General features: G+C 38.4%; 22 protein-coding genes and 1 pseudogene. 10 read left to right on the top strand and 13 right to left on the bottom strand.

The features are described from left to right. Positions 1 to 64: 64 nt before the first annotated feature. A complete protein-coding gene (locus BUA40_RS04865; RefSeq protein WP_083585283.1) occupies positions 65 to 2,569 on the top strand; it encodes a P-loop NTPase fold protein in 2,505 nt (834 codons plus the stop codon). 189 nt (positions 2,570 to 2,758) lie between these two features. Here BUA40_RS04865 and BUA40_RS04870 read toward each other — a convergent pair whose 3' ends face one another. From BUA40_RS04870 to BUA40_RS04880, 3 genes are all read right to left on the bottom strand, one after another. Beyond that, positions 2,759 to 3,319, bottom strand: coding sequence for a helix-turn-helix transcriptional regulator (locus tag BUA40_RS04870; RefSeq protein ID WP_083585284.1), 561 nt, complete (start codon positions 3,317 to 3,319; stop codon positions 2,759 to 2,761). A gap of 33 nt (positions 3,320 to 3,352) precedes the next feature. Then, complete coding sequence (locus BUA40_RS04875) at positions 3,353 to 3,718, bottom strand: hypothetical protein (protein ID WP_072799019.1); 366 nt, start codon at positions 3,716 to 3,718, stop codon at positions 3,353 to 3,355. Positions 3,719 to 3,922: 204 nt separating this feature from the next. After that, entirely contained in the window at positions 3,923 to 4,222 is a 300-nt protein-coding gene (locus BUA40_RS04880; protein WP_072799022.1) for a hypothetical protein, read from the bottom strand. 605 nt (positions 4,223 to 4,827) lie between these two features. On the opposite strand from BUA40_RS04880, the gene BUA40_RS04895 reads away from it, so the two are divergent. Continuing rightward, a complete protein-coding gene (locus BUA40_RS04895; protein WP_072799029.1) occupies positions 4,828 to 5,778 on the top strand; it encodes a sugar phosphate nucleotidyltransferase in 951 nt (316 codons plus the stop codon). A 52-nt stretch (positions 5,779 to 5,830) separates the two neighbouring features. On the opposite strand, the pseudogene BUA40_RS04900 reads toward BUA40_RS04895, so the two are convergent. Then, a pseudogene (locus tag BUA40_RS04900) lies at positions 5,831 to 7,179 on the bottom strand (UDP-glucose/GDP-mannose dehydrogenase family protein). 325 nt (positions 7,180 to 7,504) lie between these two features. Between BUA40_RS04900 and BUA40_RS04905 the strand changes: the two are divergent. From BUA40_RS04905 to BUA40_RS04940, 8 genes are read left to right on the top strand one after another with little or no spacing between them, the layout of a single operon-like run. Then, positions 7,505 to 8,947, top strand: a complete 1,443-nt coding sequence (locus BUA40_RS04905) for a lipopolysaccharide biosynthesis protein (RefSeq protein WP_072799031.1) — start codon at positions 7,505 to 7,507, stop codon at positions 8,945 to 8,947. Positions 8,948 to 8,978: 31 nt separating this feature from the next. Continuing rightward, entirely contained in the window at positions 8,979 to 10,049 is a 1,071-nt protein-coding gene (locus BUA40_RS04910) for an acyltransferase family protein (protein WP_072799033.1), read from the top strand. A gap of 30 nt (positions 10,050 to 10,079) precedes the next feature. Further along, a complete protein-coding gene (locus tag BUA40_RS04915; protein ID WP_072799035.1) occupies positions 10,080 to 11,201 on the top strand; it encodes a DegT/DnrJ/EryC1/StrS family aminotransferase in 1,122 nt (373 codons plus the stop codon). Continuing rightward, on the top strand, positions 11,201 to 12,400 hold the full coding sequence (locus BUA40_RS04920; RefSeq protein ID WP_072799037.1) for an ATP-grasp domain-containing protein: 1,200 nt from the start codon (positions 11,201 to 11,203) through the stop codon (positions 12,398 to 12,400). The genes BUA40_RS04915 and BUA40_RS04920 overlap by 1 nt, the downstream gene beginning before the upstream one ends. A 23-nt stretch (positions 12,401 to 12,423) precedes the next feature. Next, entirely contained in the window at positions 12,424 to 12,888 is a 465-nt protein-coding gene (locus BUA40_RS04925) for a GNAT family N-acetyltransferase (protein WP_072799040.1), read from the top strand. A gap of 12 nt (positions 12,889 to 12,900) precedes the next feature. Continuing rightward, positions 12,901 to 13,128 carry an acyl carrier protein gene (locus BUA40_RS04930; RefSeq protein WP_072799042.1) on the top strand — a complete coding sequence of 76 codons (228 nt, stop codon included), beginning with the start codon at positions 12,901 to 12,903 and terminating at the stop codon, positions 13,126 to 13,128. Further along, on the top strand, positions 13,129 to 13,881 hold the full coding sequence (locus BUA40_RS04935) for an SDR family NAD(P)-dependent oxidoreductase (protein WP_072799044.1): 753 nt from the start codon (positions 13,129 to 13,131) through the stop codon (positions 13,879 to 13,881). Positions 13,882 to 13,891: 10 nt separating this feature from the next. Beyond that, positions 13,892 to 14,890: a 3-oxoacyl-ACP synthase III family protein gene (locus tag BUA40_RS04940; protein ID WP_072799047.1), complete on the top strand. Its 999-nt coding sequence runs from the start codon at positions 13,892 to 13,894 to the stop codon at positions 14,888 to 14,890. Here BUA40_RS04940 and BUA40_RS04945 read toward each other — a convergent pair. Genes BUA40_RS04945 through BUA40_RS04985 form a run of 9 tightly spaced genes read right to left on the bottom strand, consistent with a single transcriptional unit; the run spans position 14,887 to position 22,863 of the window. Then, complete coding sequence (locus tag BUA40_RS04945; RefSeq protein WP_218588181.1) at positions 14,887 to 15,834, bottom strand: glycosyltransferase family 2 protein; 948 nt, start codon at positions 15,832 to 15,834, stop codon at positions 14,887 to 14,889. The genes BUA40_RS04940 and BUA40_RS04945 overlap by 4 nt on opposite strands. Positions 15,835 to 15,873: 39 nt before the next feature. Further along, a complete protein-coding gene (locus BUA40_RS04950) occupies positions 15,874 to 17,004 on the bottom strand; it encodes a glycosyltransferase family 61 protein (RefSeq protein WP_072799051.1) in 1,131 nt (376 codons plus the stop codon). Between the two features lie 21 nt (positions 17,005 to 17,025). Beyond that, entirely contained in the window at positions 17,026 to 17,433 is a 408-nt protein-coding gene (locus BUA40_RS04955) for an FAD synthase family protein (protein ID WP_072799053.1), read from the bottom strand. Between the two features lie 39 nt (positions 17,434 to 17,472). Beyond that, complete coding sequence (locus BUA40_RS04960) at positions 17,473 to 17,985, bottom strand: acyltransferase (RefSeq protein WP_083585285.1); 513 nt, start codon at positions 17,983 to 17,985, stop codon at positions 17,473 to 17,475. Positions 17,986 to 17,991: 6 nt separating this feature from the next. Continuing rightward, positions 17,992 to 18,849, bottom strand: coding sequence for an ATP-grasp fold amidoligase family protein (locus BUA40_RS04965; RefSeq protein WP_072799055.1), 858 nt, complete (start codon positions 18,847 to 18,849; stop codon positions 17,992 to 17,994). Continuing rightward, positions 18,830 to 20,053 carry a CDP-glycerol glycerophosphotransferase family protein gene (locus tag BUA40_RS04970; protein ID WP_072799058.1) on the bottom strand — a complete coding sequence of 408 codons (1,224 nt, stop codon included), beginning with the start codon at positions 20,051 to 20,053 and terminating at the stop codon, positions 18,830 to 18,832. Before BUA40_RS04970 ends, BUA40_RS04965 begins: the two co-directional genes overlap by 20 nt. Before the next feature lie 6 nt (positions 20,054 to 20,059). Then, positions 20,060 to 21,271 carry an O-antigen ligase family protein gene (locus BUA40_RS04975; protein WP_072799060.1) on the bottom strand — a complete coding sequence of 404 codons (1,212 nt, stop codon included), beginning with the start codon at positions 21,269 to 21,271 and terminating at the stop codon, positions 20,060 to 20,062. Further along, on the bottom strand, positions 21,268 to 22,065 hold the full coding sequence (locus BUA40_RS04980; RefSeq protein ID WP_072799062.1) for a LicD family protein: 798 nt from the start codon (positions 22,063 to 22,065) through the stop codon (positions 21,268 to 21,270). Before BUA40_RS04980 ends, BUA40_RS04975 begins: the two co-directional genes overlap by 4 nt. Positions 22,066 to 22,083: 18 nt before the next feature. Further along, positions 22,084 to 22,863 (bottom strand): glycosyltransferase family A protein, encoded by a 780-nt coding sequence (locus BUA40_RS04985; protein WP_072799064.1) that lies wholly within the window; start codon positions 22,861 to 22,863, stop codon positions 22,084 to 22,086. Positions 22,864 to 22,878: the final 15 nt, after the last annotated feature.

Here is a 22,878-nt window from a genome sequence, read left to right on the forward strand (position 1 = left end):
CGCCAAAACATCCTCATCCAGGGAGATGGGTACGGGCAATGTTCTCTGATAAGTTGAGGAATCTATGAAGAATTCAACACGGCAGATGGGTGGGCAGAATCCCCTGTCCGTGATAAACCAAAAGCATATGGTGTACTTTGCTCCGGCATATTCGCCATTCCTACTGTTTTTTATATTGGACGATATGATACGTAATTTAAAACAATTTTTCATTTCTTTATTTGTAGGATTGATATTTTCATCAATTCTGTTTTACATACCAGGGGTAGACAACCACTACTACCTCATAATATTTTCTTGCGTATTTGCAATTTTAATCTTTGTTTATCCCTTATCACGAAATAAAAGGCTTTGGCTTACTGTTTGTATCCCTGTGATATTTGCTTCTGCCTTGATTCACTTCTTTAGTTCTAATCGCAGCTGTTGCGTATGGTACACAATTGCAGCATTATCAGGATTAGCGATTGTTGTTGAAATTTGCAGACTTATTGCAAAACAGATGTGCAAAAACAAGAAAGCTATAGAACCTCCAAACTATTTTTTTGAAAGAAAATATGATTTAGACAAAATTGAAGAATATCTTGAGAAGATTAATGTTGTAGGCATCAACGCGCCATGGGGAGGAGGAAAGACATATCTTTTTAACATTCTAAAAAGTAGGCTTAATGAGAAGTTCCATTTTGTATCAATCGAAGCAATGGCTTCGACGGTTGACTCCATAGAAAGCTATTTTATTTCAGAACTTGGTCATGTACTTGAAAATAACGGCTATTTTTCAACTTCAACGACCAGGATTAAAAGACTTTTGAAGGATTCTAATTGGTCTTGGCTTGCAAACTTCCTATGGGGGCAAGATTCGTATACCAATTTAATTCAATCCCTAAAATCAGAAATTTGTCACCTCGACAAAAAACTTCTTATAGCAATAGAAGATGTTGATCGCGTTTCTGAAAAATCCATCGTTGAAAAAATATTTTATTTGTCAGAACAACTAACCAGTTCAAACGAAAACATCAAGATTCTATTCCTTTATAACGAAAATAATTTGCTGAACCTCCTCCAACAAGATCGTTATTATATAGAAAAATACATTCCCTATGTTGTTGACTTGACTCCAGTTTCCTTACGCACTACAATAGAGCGTGTATATGACAACGAGAAAAGTTCCTTACCGAATATTGACACGAAAATATTAAAGGACATTTTCACGCCTTTTTATACAGAGTATTACACTAAGAAATTATTTAACGCTGACCTAACCATTCAATTTGTCCCCAATGGTGTAAATATCCGAAGAGTAAAATTGTATTTGAATGATGTTAATTTGGCTCTAGACACGCCACAGCTAAAACAGGATGCCAGGGCAGTTTATGCCTATTATTTCACAAAGCATTTTGTTTATGAAATATACAAACAGATAGATGTTGCCACACCTTTTAGCAGACTTAAATTGTTTAACTGGAAAGGGGATTCTATCGCCATAAGGGATATCCCTGAAATGCAAGCTCAGGATTCTCAAAAATTTATGGAAGATGTAAATAATGAAACGGCCTTTGCCCTATTCCGCATCTTTGACTATAAGTTTGATATCCTTATTAATAGGGAAATGAAAAAGTTTGACGACAACTTCGAAAACATCAAAGTCATGCAATCTCAGGAACATAACGAAAAAATAGACAGGTTGATTCGTTATTTACGTTGGCGCGGAAAATCTGAATATACTGATTTAGAAAACGCAAGATTGCAATTCATAGAGCATGTCCTTAACAAAAATGACGATAATCCAGATGCAAACTTTCACGCATTCATGAAATCTTTGTATAGTAATTTATCTCCCAAAAGAGATAATACAACCATCATGAGACTTGCTGTTGATTGGTTTTACACGTTATTGCCCGCTTTTATATTACACGAAGAAGACTCCAGAGTATTCAACCGTCTGTTGGATTTTTATATCAAAAAAGAAAATGTGCATACCATTAGTTACGAGCTAATAAAAAATCTAAACTTATGCTGGGGAATAAAAAGAAATGTGTATTTGCACATTTTGAAGATATTCAACGAACTGAATATTGTTGGAAATATGAACGCAATCCCCGAATATCAAAAATTTCTCGTACTTTATTTAAATAACATGTCGAGACTTGGCTTTGTTGATACGCACAATGTTCGCCTACTTGAAGAAAAAGATTTTAAGATTATAGGCAATGACGAAAAACTCAATTATTTGATATTTGATTCATTGATGGAAGAACTTCAAAACTTAAAACAGAATGTAACGGAATCGGTTAAAAAAGATATTGACACCATGATTTCTTTTGTTGAAAAGAATAAAAAAATGGTCAATACTCAAAACGAAATGAAACCGCCCAAAGAAAAAAATCCTTTTGAAATTTCTTTTGTTTCGCAAAATTTCAAAAAAGAACTTGAAATGGTAAAATCAGCTCATTTAAGTGAAGCTGAATTTGATCAGTATGTCGACACGATGTACAGGAAGGAGGAGTTTTCTGTGGATTGCGTGAGTTTCCTGATGCAGCAAAAAAAGAACCTTATTGAGCGCCAGTCCTAAAGTGGGACGCAGACAGAAGAAATCAATCACCAAAAACAGATTTCCCGCACTCATCAAAGGAGATCCCGGGTCGAGCCCGGGAAGACAATCCGGCGGCACATTCGCCAACAATTCCTAGCACCCCCTCCCCCGTCATAATACGCCCTAAACAGAGTTGGGTGGGTAGGGAAGACTTCTGTCTTTTAGAAGCTATACCGAAGCAAGAACCTTTTTGGGTTTATTCACATTCTCGTTCTGAAGAATAATCTGAGGTTCCTGACGCGGGTGGATTTTGTCGAGTTTTGCAGAAGAACTTTCAATAAGCATCGATGCCAAATTCAGCATGTTTTGCGTCGCTTCGATTTCAAAACTGGCAATGCCTTCAAGAATAGCGTCATCGTTGACGGCGTACTTTTGCAGTTCTTTCACCAAATCGACTAACTGACAGTAACTCGCCTTGATTTTTTGTGCGATATTTTGCGGTTTAGAAATAGTAATGGTCGTTTCGTAGCCAAGTGTAGCCAAGAACGTGCACATATCATCAACTTTAATTTGATCGTTGCTTGCACTTTCCAGCTTAGAAATGAAAGACTGGGATGTCTTCATTTTCTTTGCCATTTCGGATTGAGAAAGATTCGCCTTGGCTCGGAGGATTGTCAGGTTTTGACTAATGCTGTAGTTCTTGATGTTTTCCGTTACTTGTTTTACAGTCTCTTTTTCAACTCCCATTTCGTTCATTAAATCTGATATGGTCGATATTCTCTGGTCCATGTTGATCTCCTGAGGGGTGGGTTGCATGTCGCTTCATAGCGTTTGGATAAACTGATGTCCAGCCTTAATGTCCTTTTGTTGCGATTGTTTATCGCCAATAGACGTCAGGTGGATTATCCGGACTTGTTCCTGCGGATAAATGTACAACCTAAGTTGTACACCTCCTTTTGGAGGCCGTTGATCTATAGCAAGCAAACCTTTTTGTTCGTTATGAACAAACGGGAGCGTTCTTTTGGCTTGTTCTAAAGGAACTCCTTCATCTAGTGTCTTTTTATAGGTATCCAGATTCTTGAGTACGTTTTGGAATTCCTGCGGGTGTTTTTTGGAAATTTTTTCAGCGGTGGATTTCGAATAGCACGGGGCAATCTTGTATTCCCACGGTTGCACTGCTTGCGGCATAACGACTCCTATTATTTCATTTTCAGTCCTTTAGTAAAAATGGATTTATTTCATTTTGGAATAATATATATAATTTTTATTCAAATTTCAATAAAATTATTCCATTTTGGAATAATTTTACATTTTTCCATTCATCAAAGGAGATCCCGGCTCGGAGGCCGGGAAGACATGAGGGCGATAGGGTTGGGTGGGCGGGAATTTTAATTACATAGCGGCTTTAGCGAGTGTCTCGATGACGTACTCGCTGTATTTGACGCTGCCTTTGGCAGCGTTACGCTTGAGCCCCTCAATAATCCAGACCGGTAAACGGAACGAAGTCATTTTCGTTTCGTTGCGTTTGCGGCGTTCCTTGATTGCCTTGACGGTTTCTTCCCACGGGCCGTCGGAAACTATCGTGGAACCATCAGCGAGGCCTTTACGGAATTCGTCAGCTAGGCTCCCGGCAAATTCAAGCGTTTCCGCCTCAGACATCTTAGGATTCTTTGCTATCTTGAATTTTTCCATAATTCTTCCTCGTCCTTGTGAGCCCTACGGGCCGTAACAACAGTATAAAGATCCTTTTCTAATACAACCGTCCAACATTCACCGTCAACCATACCTATGGCAAAATACCTGTTTGGATTTGACTTAGAACACATGAGCAGCCGTTTTCCATTAATGAGCTTCATAGCCATTTCTGGAGTGAAGGATCGTTCCTGAAATCGTTCGAATGCGTGTTCTATAAACTTCATAATTAATTTACAAATTGTATTACATTTTGTCAATACAGTCTAGTTACTTTTACAGGATCGGCGCTTTATACGCCAGCCCCTCTTATATACACGCTTTTTTCAAGCTACTGAACACCATTCCAAACGATTTTTTACAAAGAAGTCCGGATTCTTCACCTACAAGAGGAGATCCCCGGTCAAGCCGGGGATGACATGTAAAAACAAGAAGGAGGTCCCGGCTCGGAGGCCGGGAAGACAAGCAAATGACAAGAGCAAATTCATAGCACAAGTCCGGGATGACAGCAAACGGCGCATTCAGTCCAACGCAAAGCATACATTTTTATTATCTTTGTGCATCCCCCTCCATTTTGAGACACAAAACCAGAGGATAAGAAGGAAATGAAAGTCATTCTGCCAGTCGCCGGCAAGGGCGAGCGCATGCGCCCCTACACCAACAACCTGCCCAAGTGCCTATTGCCCGTGGGCGGCAAGACTATTATCGACTGGATTGTAGAAGACACCCTCCCGCTCAAGCCCACCGAAACCATCTTCATTACCGGATACAAGGCCGAGAAGATGGATGAATACCTCAAGGCAAAGCCCGAATGGGGCAACACACGCACAGTTCTCCAAAGCGACCCGCAAGGCCTGGGGCAAGCCATCAGCCTCGCTCTCCCCTACGTAAACGACGACGAACCGCTGCTCATCATTTTGGGCGACACGCTCTTCGACGCCGACATCCAGAGCCTCGCAAACGCCACCGAGAACGTCCTTTACACCTACAAGGTCCAGGACCCGCGCCGCTTTGGCGTAGCCGTCACCAACGCGGACAAGCAAATCGAACGCCTGATCGAAAAGCCGCAAGAATTCGTAAGCGACGAGGCTATCGTCGGAATCTACTACATCAAAGACGTCAAGGAACTCAAAAACGCGCTCCAGCACCTGATAAGCAACGACATCCGCACCCGCGGAGAATTCCAACTGACCGACGCTCTCCAGATGATGATCGAACAGGGCTGCAAATTCCGCACCGCCCCCGTAAACGAATGGCTGGACTGCGGGCTCCCAGAGACGCTAATTCAGACTAACACCTGGCTACTGCAGAACAGGCCTACACTCAACAACATTTGCCACATCGTTAGCCAGAACAAGTCCATGAACAACGTCAAGCTGATTCCCCCTTGCAACATCGGCAAGAACGTAATCATTGAGAACAGCACCATCGGCCCCAATGTCGCCATCGGCGACAACAGCGTCATCAAAAACGCCAGCATTCAAAACTGCGTTATATGGAAAAACGAGGAAGTTCATTCCTCGCAAATTAACGGTCAAGTTATAGCAAAATGCTAAAACACCAAAAAGAGGGGCGTTAGCCCCCTTTTTTGTCATTTTTTAGCCAACCCTAGCACCCGATGGCACTGTATTCAAATCCAGCTTCGGCGAGTTCCTTGGGGTCGTAGATGTTGCGGCCGTCGATGATGAGAGCGTTCTTCATGGACTTCTTCATCACGCCGAAGCTCGGCATGCGGAACTGTTTCCATTCGGTCACGAGCAACAGGGCGTCGGCATCAAGCAAGGCCTCGTACATGTCGTTGCAGTAAACGATTTGGCTTGCGATGGTCGCGGCGTCTCCCCTTGCAGCCATTCTGCGCTTGCATTCGTTCATGGCGACCGGGTCATACACGCGCACAACCGCACCCGCTTTCACCAACAAGTCAATCAACACGAGGGCGGTCGCCTCGCGCATATCGTCGGTCTCCGGCTTGAATGCGAGGCCCCACATGGCGATGGTCTTGCCCTTCAAATTTTCAACCCCGCCAAAACGGGCCGCCAACTTCTTGAAAAGTACAGTCTTCTGGTATTCGTTGACTTCTTCGACGGCTTTCAGCACACCCATCTTGTAGCCGTTCTTCTCGGCGGTCTTGATGAGGGCCTTCACATCCTTCGGGAAGCAGCTTCCGCCGTAACCGCAACCGGGGTAAAGGAACTTGGAGCCAATACGGGTATCGCTGCCGATGCCCTTACGGACCATGTTCACGTCGGCTCCCACGAGTTCGCAGAGGTTCGCGATATCGTTCATAAAGCTGATGCGAGTCGCAAGCATGCTATTGGCTGCATACTTGATCATTTCTGCACTAGGAATATCGGTAAAGATGACGCGGAAGTTATTCAGCATCATCGGGCGGTACAATCGGGTCATGTGTTCCTTGGCCCGTTCGCTTTCCACACCAACGACGACACGGTCGGGCTTCATGAAGTCCGTAATGGCGGAGCCTTCCTTCAAGAATTCCGGATTGCTCGCCACGTCGAACGGAATATTGACGCCACGCTTATCGAGTTCTTCTTGAATGGCGGCCTTGACCTTCTTGGCGGTGCCGACCGGGACGGTGGATTTTGTCACGAGAACCGTGTATTTCTTGATGTTTTGACCAAAGGTGCGCGCGACAGCGAGAACGTACTGCAAGTCGGCGGAGCCGTCTTCGTCGGGGGGGGGGTACCCACGGCGCTGAAGACCATCTCGACTCCGTCAAGGACGCTTGCCAAATCTGTCGTGAACTTCAAGCGACCTTCGCGCTGATTGCGGAGCACCATCTCGTCGAGGCCCGGTTCGTATATGGGGATTTCGCCTTTCTGTAGGGATTCGACTTTCGCTTGGTTCACATCGACGCAAGTGACGTTGACGCCCATCTCGGCAAAGCATGTGCCGCTCACAAGGCCTACATAACCCGTACCAACAATCGCAATATTCATATTCTCTCCTTCGATTTCTTTAAAAACTTTACACTCGTTCGCAACAAAAATAACATAATTTTTAGCACAAAGTGTCAAAATGCAAATTTCCACGCAGGAATCTTTATGGGCGTTCCCTGCTGGCCACTAGCAAACTAATCGCTGACCGCGCAACAGCATTGATTTAGGTTTGGCGGATCGTTCGTAATTTTATAACTTTTCCCAAGAAATCAAACAACGGTCGATGACGCGGTTTTATTTATACACTGAACATAACAATGTATTTTCCCATATTCTCCCCTCATATTTTATAAACAAAATGTAAGTTTTTTTCTATCTTTGCGCTATGCCTTCAGCAAAAACCGTTACAGCTAATTTTTTTTGGCGTTTTTTTGAACGATGCGGCTCTCAGCTAGTATCTTTCTTTGTATCAATTATACTTGCCCGTCTGTTGGATCCAACCGTTTATGGTGAAATCGCCCTTATAACAGTTTTTACGTGTATTTTGCAAGTATTTGTCAATAGTGGATTTGGTACAGCACTTATTCAAAAGAAAAATGCAGACGATTTAGATTTTTCATCTGTATTTTATTTTAATCTCGTTGCGTGTTTGCTAATGTATGGAATAATGTTCTTTAGTGCTCCGTTCATTGCCGATTTTTATCACAGTCCGCATTTAACCCCAGTTATTCGAGTTCTTAGCCTAACTCTAATTGTTTCTGGAGTTAGAAATATTCAGCAGGCCTACGTTTCAAAAAAACTAATTTTTAAGAAATTCTTTTTTGCAACAGCAGGGGGTACCTTCGGTTCCGCTATCGTCGGAATTTCAATGGCTTATATGGATTATGGCGTATGGGCTTTAGTCGGTCAACAACTTGCAAATGTTGCTTTAGGAACACTTATTTTATGGGCAACCGTTCGTTGGCGTCCAAAATTAATATTTTCGTTACAACGCCTTAAGCATTTATTTAGTTATGGTTGGAAATTATTAGTTTCTTCACTATTAGATACGGCATACAATCATTTATGTCAATTGGTTATTGGCCGTATTTACACAGCCAAAGATCTTGCCTTTTATAATCAGGGGCACCTTTTTCCCAATATAATAGTTACAAACATCAATGCATCTATTGACAGCGTACTTTTGCCAGCAATGTCAGCAGAACAAGATGACCGGGCACGAGTTCGGACCATGACACGTAGAGCTATTAGCATCAGCACATACGTCATGATGCCAATTATGATGGGACTTGCCGTTTGCGCAGAGCCTTTAGTTAGGATAATTCTTACTGAGAAATGGCTTCCTTGCGTTCCTTTTTTGCGTATATTTTGTTTCTCTTTTGCGTTTTGGCCGGTTCATACAGCAAATCTAAATGCAATTAAAGCCTTGGGGCGCAGCGACCTATTTCTTAAACTTGAAATTATAAAGAAAATTGTTGGCCTTATTGCTATTTTATTGACAATGAATATCAGCGTTATGGCAATGGCTTACACGCTTTTTGTGACTAGCATTTTAGGGCAAATCATTAACAGTTGGCCGAATAAAAAACTTCTTGGCTATAATTATCTGGCGCAGTTAAAGGATATGCTTCCGCAAATACTTCTATCTTGCTTTATGGGTGTAGCGGTTTATTGCATCCAATTTGCTGAACTTAGTGATGTGCCTACGTTAGTATTGCAGGTTGTTTTGGGAATCACTATTTACGCAATTCTTTCAAAAATCTTTAAAATTGAAAGTTTTTGCTACATTTCTAATGCCGTTTTTAAGGTGATTAACCACAAAAAATAGCTCATTATTTAGATTAGAAGAAAAGTTTTTTATGTCAAATGAAAACGCCGTAATATCTAAGCCTCGCAAATCCAATCTAGAGCTTTTCCGCATTATAGTTATGCTTTTGATTGTAGCACATCATTATGTGGTAAACTCCGGCCTTATGCCGATTATTACGGCAGATTTTCCATCTGCAAAATCAACATTTCTCACATTATTTGGCTGTGCCGGCAAAATAGGCATTAATTGCTTCGTCTTGATTACGGGTTATTTTATGTGTACCTCGCAGATTACTTTACGAAAAGCTTTAAAACTACTATTGCAGATAGAGTTTTATAATTTTGTACTATTTTGCATTTTCGTTGCAAATGGTTATATAGACATATCTCCCAAAGCTATTTTCCTGAATTTGGCTCCTATTACCTCATTGAAAAACGGATTTGTTGCTTGTTACATTGTATTTTTTTGTTTCATACCATTTATCAATATTTTGATAAAAAATATAAATCAAAAACAATATCAGATTTTATTGGGACTGTGCTTAACAGTTTTCAGCATCTTTCCGCAGACAATTATTCCCATAAGTTATAGCTATGTTAGCTGGTTTATGGTTGTATACCTTATTGCAGCCTATCTTAGACTTTATCCACCTCAATGGTCTCTTAATACAAGATATACCGGCTTAGCAACAATGGCGTGTATGGTAATGTCATTAATTAGCGTCTGGGGGGGGGCACAAATGTTCAGTTTGCTAGGTAAAAAAATAAGTTTCTTTTTTTTCGTGTCAGACTCAAATAAGCCCCTCGCAGTAATAACCGCTGTATGTGCTTTTTTATTTTTCAAAAATCTGAATATTGGTTATAGCAAGGTTATCAATACCATTGCAGCTTCCGCGTTCGGTGTACTGCTAATACACGCTAATAGCGACGCCATGCGACAGTGGTTGTGGAAAGACACTCTTGATAATGTAGGAAACTATGCTGGAAACATTTATCTACATGCTATTGTAAGCGTTCTTGCAGTTTACGCTATATGTACTGTAATTGATTTTATTCGTATACAGTTGTTGGAAAAACCAGTATTTAAGGTTATAGATCAAAAAACTAATAAGAATATTTAGCTATATTCGTGCAATTGAGAAGGAATACCTATGTCTGACAAAATGATTACCGTCACCTCTCCGCTTCTTCCGTCTTTAGAAGAATTTGAACCTTTGCTAAAAGACATTTGGAATCGTAGATGGCTTACCAACAATGGTCATTATCACCAGGAATTGGAAAGGGCTCTTGCGGAATACTTGGGTGTAGAATACATCAGTCTATTTACTAACGGCACACTCCCGTTGATTACAGCACTCCAAGCAATGCGTATTACGGGCGAGGTTATTACGACTCCGTACAGTTTTGTCGCAACAACGCACTCCATCTGGTGGAACGGACTTACTCCGGTATTCGTGGACGTGGATCCGACGACGGGCGACTTAGACCCGCAGAAAATTGAAGAGGCTATTACGCCGAAAACGACGGCCATTATGCCTGTGCATGTTTACGGCAATCCATGCGACATCGAAGCTATTCAAGAAATCGCTGATCGTTATGGTCTTGCCGTCATCTACGATGCAGCACACGCTTTCAATGTGAAGGTGAATGGTAGAACCATCTTGGATGCTGGTGACATGAACACGCTCAGTTTCCATGCTACAAAAACATACAACACCGTTGAAGGTGGTGCTTTGATTTGCCACGATGCCCGCACCAAAAAGCGCATTGACTACCTCAAGAACTTCGGCTTTGCAGGTGAGACAACCGTGGTTGCCCCAGGAATCAACAGCAAAATGGACGAAATCCGTTCGGCGTACGGCCTCTGCAACCTGAAGCACATCGATGAAGCCATTGCGGCTCGCAAAAAAGTAGCCCAGAAGTATCGCGCCGCGCTGGCAAATGTTCCTGGCATTTCAATGTTCAAGGAACGCGATGAAGTGACCTATAACTATTCGTATTTCCCGATTTTCGTGAACGAAAAGGAATTCGGTATCAGTCGTGACGCCCTCTACGAAAAGATGAAAGAGCACAACGTTCTTGGTCGCCGCTATTTCTATCCGTTGATTTCGAGTTTCGCTATTTATCGAGGCTTGCCGTCTGCAACCAAGGAAAACCTCCCCGTAGCAACCCGCATGGCCGATGAAGTAATCTGCTTGCCTATGCACGCGGGACTTACTGAAGGCGATGCTTCTAGAGTTATTGAACTCATTTGCAATAAGGGGAATGTATAATGAAAAAGTTGATGCTCCTTGGTGGAATTCGCTATTTGCTCCCCGTAATTGAAGCTGCTCATAAACAAGGTTATTATGTAATAACCTGTGATTATATTCCAGACAACATTGCGCACAAGTATTCGGATGAGTATGTAAACGTTAGCATTGTTGATAAAGAGGCTGTTCTCCGTGTAGCGCAAGAGAAACAGATTGACGGAATTATGTCTTTCGGTGTAGATCCTGGAGTTGTCGCTGCGGCGTATGTCCAGGAAAAAATGGGATTACCCGCGTTTGGGCCATATGAATCCGTTAGAATTCTTCAAAATAAAGACCTTTTCCGAAACTTCCTTACAGAACATGATTTTGTTGTTCCGAAGGCAAAGGGTTTTTCTTCCATGGAAGAGGCTCTTGCTGATTTGGCGTGGTACCAATATCCGGTTATTGTGAAACCTACCGATTCGGCTGGCAGCAAGGGTGTGACACGTGTTGATTCTGAAAGCTCTTTGCGCTCAGCATTGGAACATGCTTTTGCAAACTCCATTTCTGGGAAAATCATTGTCGAAGAATTTATTGAAAAAATGGGATGTTCCTCTGATAGCGACTCTTTTTCTTTAGACGGCAAGCTCGTTTTCTGTTCATTTTCAGCTCAACGATTTGATGAAAATGCAGCAGGACCATATGTTCCTGCAGCTTATTCTTGGCCTTCAACATTCGGCCAGGATTATGAAAAAGAATTGAGGGCTGAATTACAGCGTCTTTTGACTTTGCTAGACATGAAAACGTCTGTATACAACATAGAAACCAGAATCGGTAAAAATGGAAAGCCTTACATTATGGAGGTTTCACCCCGTGGTGGCGGAAATAGACTTTCCGAGATGCTTCGCTATGCTACGGGAGTTGACCTTATTACGGCTTGCACCCGAGCCGCCGTGGGAGATTCCGTAGAAAAGGTTCAAGAACCTTCCTTTGAAGGATATTGGGCAGAAATTATTTTGCATGCTGATAAGGATGGTGTTTTTAAAGAACTTTCTGTTTCAAAGGAAATAGATTCTTACGTGATTGAAAGGGACTTATGGGTCAAATGCGGCGATCATGTCGAAGCGTTCAATGGTGCAAATAATGCCATAGGGACGCTCGTACTCAAGTTTGATTCACAGGATTTTCAAGAAAAGGTTGTGTCTGAGCCAAACAAGTATATAAAGGTAGTTGTAGGATAAAAACGAAATTGACGAGAAGCAGTATGAATATCTATCAGCCAGGCGAATACAACGAGAATAAATTGTTTCTGTTTTTACAGGAAACGGACGATTATTTTGTTCCAGCCATGAGTGTGAGAGTAAATCTTAGAGACTGGGCCGTAAAGATGTGCAAATATGCGGTAATCTTTGAGTATGAGCTTGATGGCGAGATAATTGGACTCGGAGCCACTTATTTCAACAATGCTCCGGCATATTCTTTTGGAACATATGTATGCGTAAAAAAAGAATATCAAAAAGAAATGTATGGCGTCGAGCTAATACAAAAGATGATAGATTTCGCCAGAGAAAATGGATCAAAAGGTTTTAAGTGCGAAATTAGAAAATCAAATAAACCTTTAGTAAAGTTTTATAAGCTGATGGGGCTAGAAGCAGTAGAAGAAATTTCTGTTCCTAACACGACTGAAACAGGCTTGATTATGCAGATAACTTTTAATGAGGAAAAATAACAGGAGACAATTATGAATCTTACTGAATTTACCCAAGCATTCGCAAATATGTTTGATGACACAGACGCCTCTCTATTTAATGAGAATACGAATTATCAAGATCTTGATGAATGGAGTTCTTTGATGACCATGTCAACAATTGCTATGGTAAGAACAAAGTGTGGCAAACCTATTACAGCAAAAGAAATACATTCTTGCGAAACGATTGCCGATTTGTACAATTTGATTATGGGAAAATAGATGGATAATTCGTTAAATCCTTTTTCTTTAGAAAACAAGACGATCCTTGTGACTGGCGCATCATCAGGCATAGGCCAGGCTATTGCTATTGCTTGCGCTAAAATGGGTGCGACGGTTGTTGCAACAGCTCGAAATGAAGCCCGCTTGCAAGGCACTCTGCAACAAATGCCGAAAGGAAATCACGCTCTTGTATCGGCAGACCTTACAAAAGAAGATGAGATTGAACGACTAATCCAAAGTATTCCAGTGCTAGACGGAATCGTCCATTGTGCAGGAGTGGGATCTCGTGTGCCATGCAAATCTTTGGACAAGAATTCTATTGCTGCTGTAATGATGCCAAACTTCGAAGCCCCTGTTTTGTTGCAAGCGGCAATTCTTGCAAACAAGAAAATAAATAAGGGGGCATCAATAGTTTTTATAGCCTCAAAAGCATATGAGTTGCCAAGTGTCGGAAATGCAGTTTATAGCGCAAGCAAGGGTGCTATTGTTTCTTATTCAAAGTGTTTGGCTTTAGAATTAGCCCCCCGTCAAATACGCGTTAATTGTATTTGCCCAGCAATGGTTTGGACAAATCTAATTCTTCAAGATGCCTTGACTAAGGAAGAACTTGAAAGCGCTCAAAAAGCTTATCCGTTAAAGCGTTATGGAAATCCAGAAGACATTGCTAATTTGGCAATTTATCTATTAAGTGGAGCCTCATCTTGGATGACTGGCTCCGCAATAGATTTAACCGGTGGAGCGTTGGTACTGTAACAAGGTGACTATGGCGTACATAAAGGCAATATCGTATTATCTCCCTGAACAGGTTCTAACAAATGAAGAGCTTGTAAAAGAATTCCCTGAATGGAGTATGGAAAAGGTTGCTGCGAAAGTCGGTGTGGATTCTCGCCATATTGCGGCAAAAGATGAAACTGCAGGAGACCTGGCCGAAAAAGCCGCAAAGAAACTATTTGCGGAATACTCCGTTGATCCGAAATCAGTAGATTTCCTTTTATTATGTACGCAAAGTCCAGATTATTTTTTACCATCAACAGCTTGTATTTTGCAGCATCGCTTAGGAATTCCGACATCTGCAGGCGCTTTTGACTATGACTTGGGCTGTTCTGGTTGCGTTTATGGTTTAGCTATTGCAAAAGGTCTGATCGCCGCCGGAATTGCAAAGAATGTTCTATTATTAACAGCTGAAACTTATAACAAATATCTGCATCCGCAAGATAAGAGTAACCGCTCGATTTTTGGTGATGGTGCCGCAGCATGCTTAATTTCTACGGAAGGAATTGCTGAAATTGGCGAATTTGTTTTAGGTACAGATGGCAGTGGAGCCGATAATTTGATATTGAAAAGGGGGGGCGCTCGTCAACCAGATGCCAATGGCCATAAGGAAGAAGACGATGACGGACACGTCCGTCGAGACGACTTCCTTTATATGGGTGGAGGAGCTGTTTTTAATTTCACCCTTGATGTTGTTCCGCCAATGATGCAGCAAATTTTAGAAAAAAATAAACTTTCTACAGATAATGTGGATTATTATGTTTTCCATCAGGCCAACAAATTTATGCTTTCGACCATCCGCAAAATGTGTGATTTGCCAAAGGACAAATTTTATATCAATTTAGCTGAAACAGGAAATACAGTTTCCTCAACGGTGATGATTGCCCTGAAAGATTGCTTGGATAATGGGACAATTTATTCTGGCATGAAAGTGATGATTTCCGGCTTTGGCGTAGGTCTTAGCTGGGGCGGAACGATGTTGAAGTTTTAGCGTCTAAAAAATTTTTTAAAAAAATAATAAAGTTTTTCATGCAAGGACATTTTCTTGAACAAGCCTGGGTATTTCTGTTTTGCTTTGAAGAAAAAGCCTTGTTTCAGCAATAAATTAAATTTTAACCAATCTATCCTATGAGAAACTGATTCATACTTATGGTCAGTCCATTCGTCGAATTCTTCATAGAAACTAATAACATTTAGACGATTCGCAACATTTCGTTTACAATCCGCATTTGTTTTCGACCAGGATCCAAGAACACCACGCCTATAGGCACTCATAACCTCTCCGGATCTAAAAATAGGTCCTTTAAATTTAAGATATGCAGCAAGCTTTACATCTCCAGGAGCCAACGAACAACTGAAAAAAAGAGGAATGTCTAAATATTCACAACTTCTACACATTAAGGAACTTGCGTGATAACGTTCAGCAAGATTATCTATAGTTAACACAGCATCTTTTTGAGAAAACATTAGATGATCTTTTTTTCTATTGTTTAGTTCAATAAACAAGGTATTGTGAGCGCAAGCAACGTATTCTTGATGAGACTCCAAAAAATCCACTTGTTTTTGAAGCTTCTTGCAGTCTATCCAATAATCGTCACCTTCACAAAACGCAAAATATTTTCCACAACATTCAGAATCAATAATTCGTTTCAATGATCCGTCATTTTTCGAATATTGATTTTCCGTTTCATAAATGGCTTTGATGATATGTGGAAATCTAGATTCATATGTTCGAATAATATCAGCAGTTTCATCCGTAGAAGCATCATCATGCACTACAATCTCAAACGGGAAATTCGTTTCTTGCATCAAAAAAGATTCCAATGCACATGCAATATAAGGTGCATGATTGTATGTAATACAACGAACGGATACTAAAGGAGATGCAGACCGATTCCAATTCAACATAATATGATTTTCAGTCAATTCACGCATATTTTCCTGCATTTTCTATTATTCCTCAAAGACATTTTTTCACAAAACAGCCTTTTTTAAACTTGTCATCAAGCATAACAATATATAGACAAAAAAATACCCACAATTAAGCATAAAAGAATCTTTTCCGTAATCCATAGAATTATCAAAAGAAAAAGCCGAAAATTCCCTTGTAGAATTCGATATCCAAAACGGGCCTCGTCCATAAGACAATGGATATTTTTCAAAAGGCTCCCTATATGCATCTATATAGGTAACCTTATTATTTTGGACTTGATTGATGATCACTTGGTGCTCGTTAATTTTTTTTGTCTTATTAATTATAACAAGATTTGTTTTTTCGTTTGCAAATAAAATATTATGACACAAAGTTCCTGACAAAGCAGCAACCGTCGTTGCATTATTTATATAATATATTTGCTGATCTAAGGACAATTCTTCCATAAAAAGCGAAACAAAGCCGTTCTTGTTGAAAGCATCCTCGATTCCTTTTTCTCCAACTTCTTTACATTTATACCATTTAAAACGCCTTCGCGACAAATAAACCTTATTATAAGGGACGCAATTAATATTAATATTATTGCTTACAACATTAAATATTTCACGAAATTCTTTTGTATAATAACCTCCACATAAATACGAGGCTTCGGGAATTATAATCTTTCTATATCGGGTTGGTTCCGTTACTAATAGCAATCGATTTTCATCTATACCAATCAATTGCAAAAATCTTAGGTAATTCCCAGCGATTTCGCCGGAATCAGATGTATAAACAATCTTGTAAGAATTTTTATGGTAAAGAAAATACCACAATCGAGGAACAAAATCTACAAGAAAATGCCCCCATTGTTTATGGAAGAGGCCCAAGTAAATCACATTTTCGTCATATTCTTTTATTTTATGACTATCAAATGAATACGAACTATTAAAACGATCTTTTGTTTTTCCTAATGCAATACATGCAGAAAGCTTTACATAATTTCCACTTTTATCAACGATTCCTCCAATTCCGTGTAACGGGCCATTTGGCGGAGATTTTTTTCTTGGAAGGAATATTCCGCTTTCAACTTCTTCAACTTTAAGTTTTCTTTCAACTAAGTAGTCTCGGCTTATTAATTCAAGGAAATCGCTTTTATACTCAGAATCACGAATATAAGAAGTATCAACCATATTAATCACCTTAAGGCATTGTTATTTCAGCGTTTCCAATTGATTTTTAATTTTCGAAGAGCAAATTCCAGGAGTCCTTGAAAGTTTTACAACTTCTTTGCCGTTTTCATGGCACCATGAAATTGCTCTTTGAAAGCCCTCATGATTTTGATCACCGCCAACAGCAAAAACATCAAAGTCAACTTTTTGCAAAATCTTATCAACATCTTGATACACAATTACCTCATCAACGACTCTAAGAGCCTTCACAAGATCTATTCTTTGCTCCGTTGTGTAGAGAATATTCGCATCTGGTTTCGTTTTAAGAATAGAATTGCCATCTTGAACAGCTACAATGAGATAATCACCGCATTTTTTTGCATTTTCAAATAAACGTAAATGCCCTAGATGGAAATAATCAAAAACCCCAACCGTAATAACTTTTTTCATAATAAATCCCTCTTACTTGTAAATTCAAACGCCGAAAGATCACACCATTTTTTTTTCAATAATATCTCTTGCATTATATACAATACTATTAGCTCTAACAAGCCCTTTTATTATAGTTCCAGCGCCAATGACACAATTGTCTTCAATGTTTGAACCTTTTAAAATCATAACATTTGCACCAATCCAAACATTCTTTCCTATATATATATCAGCCGCAGTAAATTCATCTTTTTTAAAGCCATTTGCATCATATTTATGATCATGATCATAAATACAAACATTCGGCCCAATAGAAGAACCATCTCCAATATATATATGTTTTTTTGCAACTATAATTGTATTCCTATTAATAGTAACATTATCTTTTATGGTTATTTTTCCCAAATTAGACGCACAGACAAAAGCATTTTCATTAATCAAACATTTGCCCAGCTCAACAAGACCTCTTTGCGAAATCTTTATGGAGGCGTTTTTCCTTATTTCAAATTTACTTCCAATAAGCCTTTGCCCATACTTTATCTTAATAATGATTTTTTTCAGCATCTTAAACATTGTCTGTCACCTCCTTAATATCACCTTATTTCCCATTTCGAATTCAAAACTTAATGGTCTGTACTTAGAAAAACCTGCACCACTGAAAAAAGTCATTTCACCAAAATACAATTTTCCATTAATTATATAAAAATCAACACGTACTTCAGCAAAAGGAGCAGCTAATTTTCTCGCACAAGACAACATTTCTTCTAATACAACAGGTCTGGGGACAGCAGGCCCCTTCGGGAAACTAATTTCCACATCTAAAAGAGTCCAATTAGTGTCATAAATATTACGCCGATGTTCACCAAATCTATCTAAATCAACCTGAATCATATATGGTTCTCCTGCAATCGTAAAAACCTTATAATCCTCCAATTGTCCCGTTGCTAAATTTTCCATATATTGCTCACAAATAATTTTAGGAGGTATATTTTTATAATGATATTCTCTCAATTTTCTATAGTACTTTTCTTTAAGCCATTTATTCAACAATCGCGTCGTCTTCTCTTTATCGAACAAAGCTTTGTCTTTACATATTATATTATATTTCGCCCCATGATTACACTTAAGTACAAATTGACTAGGCAATTTATCATAGTCAATATCTTCTGCTTTGTCATATACACCTATAACTGGTATAAGATACGATGTTCCTATCACCGAGGCAACGAAATCTCTTACTTGGACCTTATCTGCACATGTTGAATACAAGGGATTCCTGTCGTACAGTTTCATCCATTGGAGTTTTTGATTAAAACTTACCGGTTTTTTCCAATTCATACTGTACCCAGTCAATCTTTTAAAACGCAAAGACAAGTACAATCTATCTGGTAAATACTCTAAAATTTTCCAAACAAATCTATTTAATTTGAGCATCATTTTCCTCTAATAAATTTAATGTTGCTTGATACACGCGTTCGCAATTTTTATCATCATACGGAATAAAAAAATTCTCTGCTCTTTTCTTGTACATTTCATCCATGTTCATATTTTGATTTATGACATGCTGTATATATTCAACAAGGTCTTCTTTAGTCTTTACTAAAGGGCCAAAAGCATCTCTCTCATAGGAAAAATAGCCTTCTTTATAATGTTTATTTCGATACTCTTCCAAATCAAACTGATAAAAAGCCATTGGTTTTTTCATATAACCATAATCGAAAAAAACACTTGAATAATCTGTAATTAACATAGATGATTGAATTAACAAATTTTGGACATCATACTCTCCCCGCCTGCAAATTGTCACAGAATCATTAGCTACAGATTCAAATGCCCCCACATATGGTTGGAACGTATAATGTAAATAGAACATAAGTTTATATCCATTCTTGGCAGCACAATCAATCAGATCTTGATCAGTCAATAGATTTTGATAGGCCTCATAATATGCGCTTTCTTTAAATTTTTGCATTTCTTCATCTGTGGCTTTAACTTTAGACGAATCTGAGGTTTTAAGCCAAGCTCTAAAAGTTGGCATAATAAGAATAATTTTCTTCGGTTTAGGCAAATTATGTAAAGAATCGAAACGACAGAACCCAGTTAAAGCAATGTTTTTATCCGGATAATGGAACTGTTTTTTTATTTCATCATATTCTGGTTTTGCCCCAGCAATATATAAGTCAAAACCAACTTTACGGAAATTAAACGATCCTGGCCTAAAATCTTTCGAAATACCATGTTTTAGATTGATCTGTTTTTGATTTTTTCGTTTATAAACACAAAAATGTCGTAATCCAATCACGTCATCAAAGGGGATTAATCCATGAACCTGACTACACGCACGAATTTTAGCTGAAATATAATAGACGCAGTGCTTAAATGATCCATAATCAACAACTTCTCCTAAATCAGCTACTTTTTTTCTATCAACACTATCTTTTGAAATTGCATAAACGGCTTTAATTTCAGGATGATTAAGCCTCAAATATCTAAAAAAATGATAGCCGTTATCTCTAGCTTCAGTTTTCTTTTCACCAACCAGCCATATATTTTCTTGCAGCAATTTTCGACCAAATAATATTGTATAAAATTGACTCAATATAAATTTTGAAATCGAAAAAAGATAATGTAATACATTCATATAAATCTATTCCTTCGCCACTTCAAACATGGAATAATTATGAGATAAAATGTACAACAGATGCATAATCATAAGAAGACCTATATTATAGTACAATATTTGTCCAACACAAATAAACGCCAACACAATAAATAATGATAAGACATTTACTAGTAATAATTTATTCGCTCTATTTTTAAACATTTTTATAATCTTCCAAATTTGCAAACCCCAAATACAATATGCCCAGAAAGCTCCGATAATTCCTGTGCATGCCAAAATTTCAACATAGGTATTATGAGAATATTTTCCATTAAACGAGAATATTTTATAATTATTCAGTCCAACACCAAATAAAGGATGATTTTCAAATACTAAAAAAGCATCTTTTATCAAATCAGAACGTTCTGTATTAGACGACAACATTTCCATTCTAGCATTCATCAATTCAAATGCAGAAAGAAAAGCATCACCGAAGCGATTGACAACAAAAATAGGGACGAAAAACAATAAAGCAATAACCAATGAACGATAAATAAAATTCATTTTTCTTAAAAACGGAATCAATCCAAAAATTGCCCACATTGAAACAATAATCAAAACCCCAATGAACGCTTTTCTAGAAGCCGTATTAAGTATTACATACACAAATAGTGCAAATAAAATTACATATATCACAATCATTAATGGTTTAACTTTTTTCGTTGTAAGCAAAAAAATCAAGCCCCAAACGCAAAACATAAGAAAGACCGCCAATGTATTAGCATTTGTAGCTTCATTAAGCGAAATCCGAACTATTTTTCCAAAAGTATATCCACCACTTTTTATTATATACAAGCATAAAATTACTCCTGAAAGCACCCAAGAATATACAAACCAGTTTACGTTTTTTTGATTTATTGTAATATTAAGCATTGAATATCCAACAATTAATGAAAGCGAAAGTGTCTTCAATGCATCAAAAAAGAATTCTTTGTTGTCTGCAACAATTATTCCAGTAACTGCAGATGCAACAACTAAAAGGCCTTCTAAAATAATGACACCATTGACATTAAAACGAAAATTATCACATATTAATGTAAAAATAAAAAGCAATCCAACAATCATCCATACAAGGTTGGAGCTAATCCACCCTATAGGTTCCAACGCTCTAGAGAATACAATGTATAGACCACCTAGCCATAATTGTATTGTCTCAAAAGCAATCAAAGTTTCGCTATTATTCTCTATTAATTTCAAAATATTATATTTCCGCTTAAATGACAAATTCTCTTTTCTATAGGAGGCAACTGCATATAATCACCATACATTTTCCCTAAATAATAGTCCGAATTATTCATTATCTCGTACATTCTATTTTCAAATTCAACATCCTTTGTTGGCAATAGTTTATCAACATCAAACGTCAAAAACATTGTATCCGACATTTTATAAGCATAACATGTGCATGTGTTAGTCTTTTTATTTTGATATTTTTTATAATGATTGCTACACAATTTATAAACGAAACCTTCGGGAATTAACCTCACGAAACCACGCACAATTCGACGTGCAATATTTTCATTCTTTGGTTTTCGCTGCCTTAATGCATACAACTTGTTTAGTCTTCGAGCCTTTAATATATCTTTTTTTGCTTTCTCAAAATCATCCGCAACATAATCAAATGGAAATATATCAACGAAAATACCTTGGTGCATTTTCGCATTTTCATTTCGATGCTCAGGAAAAAAAGTATTGTTGATTCGAATTTTGGCGCTTAATTTTGAATATTCTTTATCGGTTTCAGATGTCTGAAGAAAGAATTTCTCATTCAACTCGCTTTTGGCAATTTCAATAAACCGTTCATAATCATCTCTAAGCATACCGATATCAGCATCGTCATCCCATGGAATAAAACCTTTATGTCTGACAGCTCCTAAAGCCGTTCCACTATCCAAAAAATATGCAATTTTATTTTTTCTGCAAATTCGATCAATTTCGTCTATGATCATCAACAATCTTGAATGAAGTTTTTTTAGCATTTCTGCATTCATAAAATCCCCAAGCCATTATTATAATTTTTTTAAAAATCCTCTAAACATATTCTTCATGGCAACTAACATTGTCACATTAGATATATACAGGTTCCGCTTAGTGAACGCCGTGTACAAACAATACAAGAAGCCAAAAAAAGTTCCCAGAATTCTTCTACTCACAGTTCCACATTGCACAAAATAGTGTTCATTGTAACCATGAAACCATTTTGAGTCCGTTTGCATAACTTCACCTATACAAATAGGGACATAGTATATATTTAAACCTTTCCGCAAACAGTCATAAAGAAACTTATTTTCCTCTCCATACCCCTGGGGTGTTCCTGAACCAAGTTTTTCATCAAAATGAATGCAGGAATTAACTACTTTTGCCCTATTAAATGTTATTTGCCAGCTTGACATCTTTAGGGCTTTAATATACCCGACTTTGCACTCTTTTTTGGAATATTTTTTTGTTGGACTTTTTACTTGGAAACATATGACATCTGCTTTTGGGTTTCTATCATACGCTTGTAATATTTTACTTTCATAACCATTGTATAGAGTTTCGTCATCGTCAGCTAAAAGGCAATAGCAACCATTTGCGTTATCTAAAGCCATATTTCGGCTTCGACTTAAACCTCTTTGTTTTGTTGAAATACACCTTATTTTTTTTGTTGCATGCTCTAGATAAGCAACATCATCCTTATCGCATTGGTTGATTATCAAGCAATCAGATTCAATCCCTGTTTTTTTCGCTATTGAAAAATCTTTTTGGTGCATTGCTGAGATCAACACTTCAACATTAGACTTGCCCATAAGAGCTCCTGCATA

Origin of the sequence: Fibrobacter sp. UWT2 (genome assembly GCF_900142545.1) — a bacterium.
Taxonomy (GTDB): domain Bacteria; phylum Fibrobacterota; class Fibrobacteria; order Fibrobacterales; family Fibrobacteraceae; genus Fibrobacter.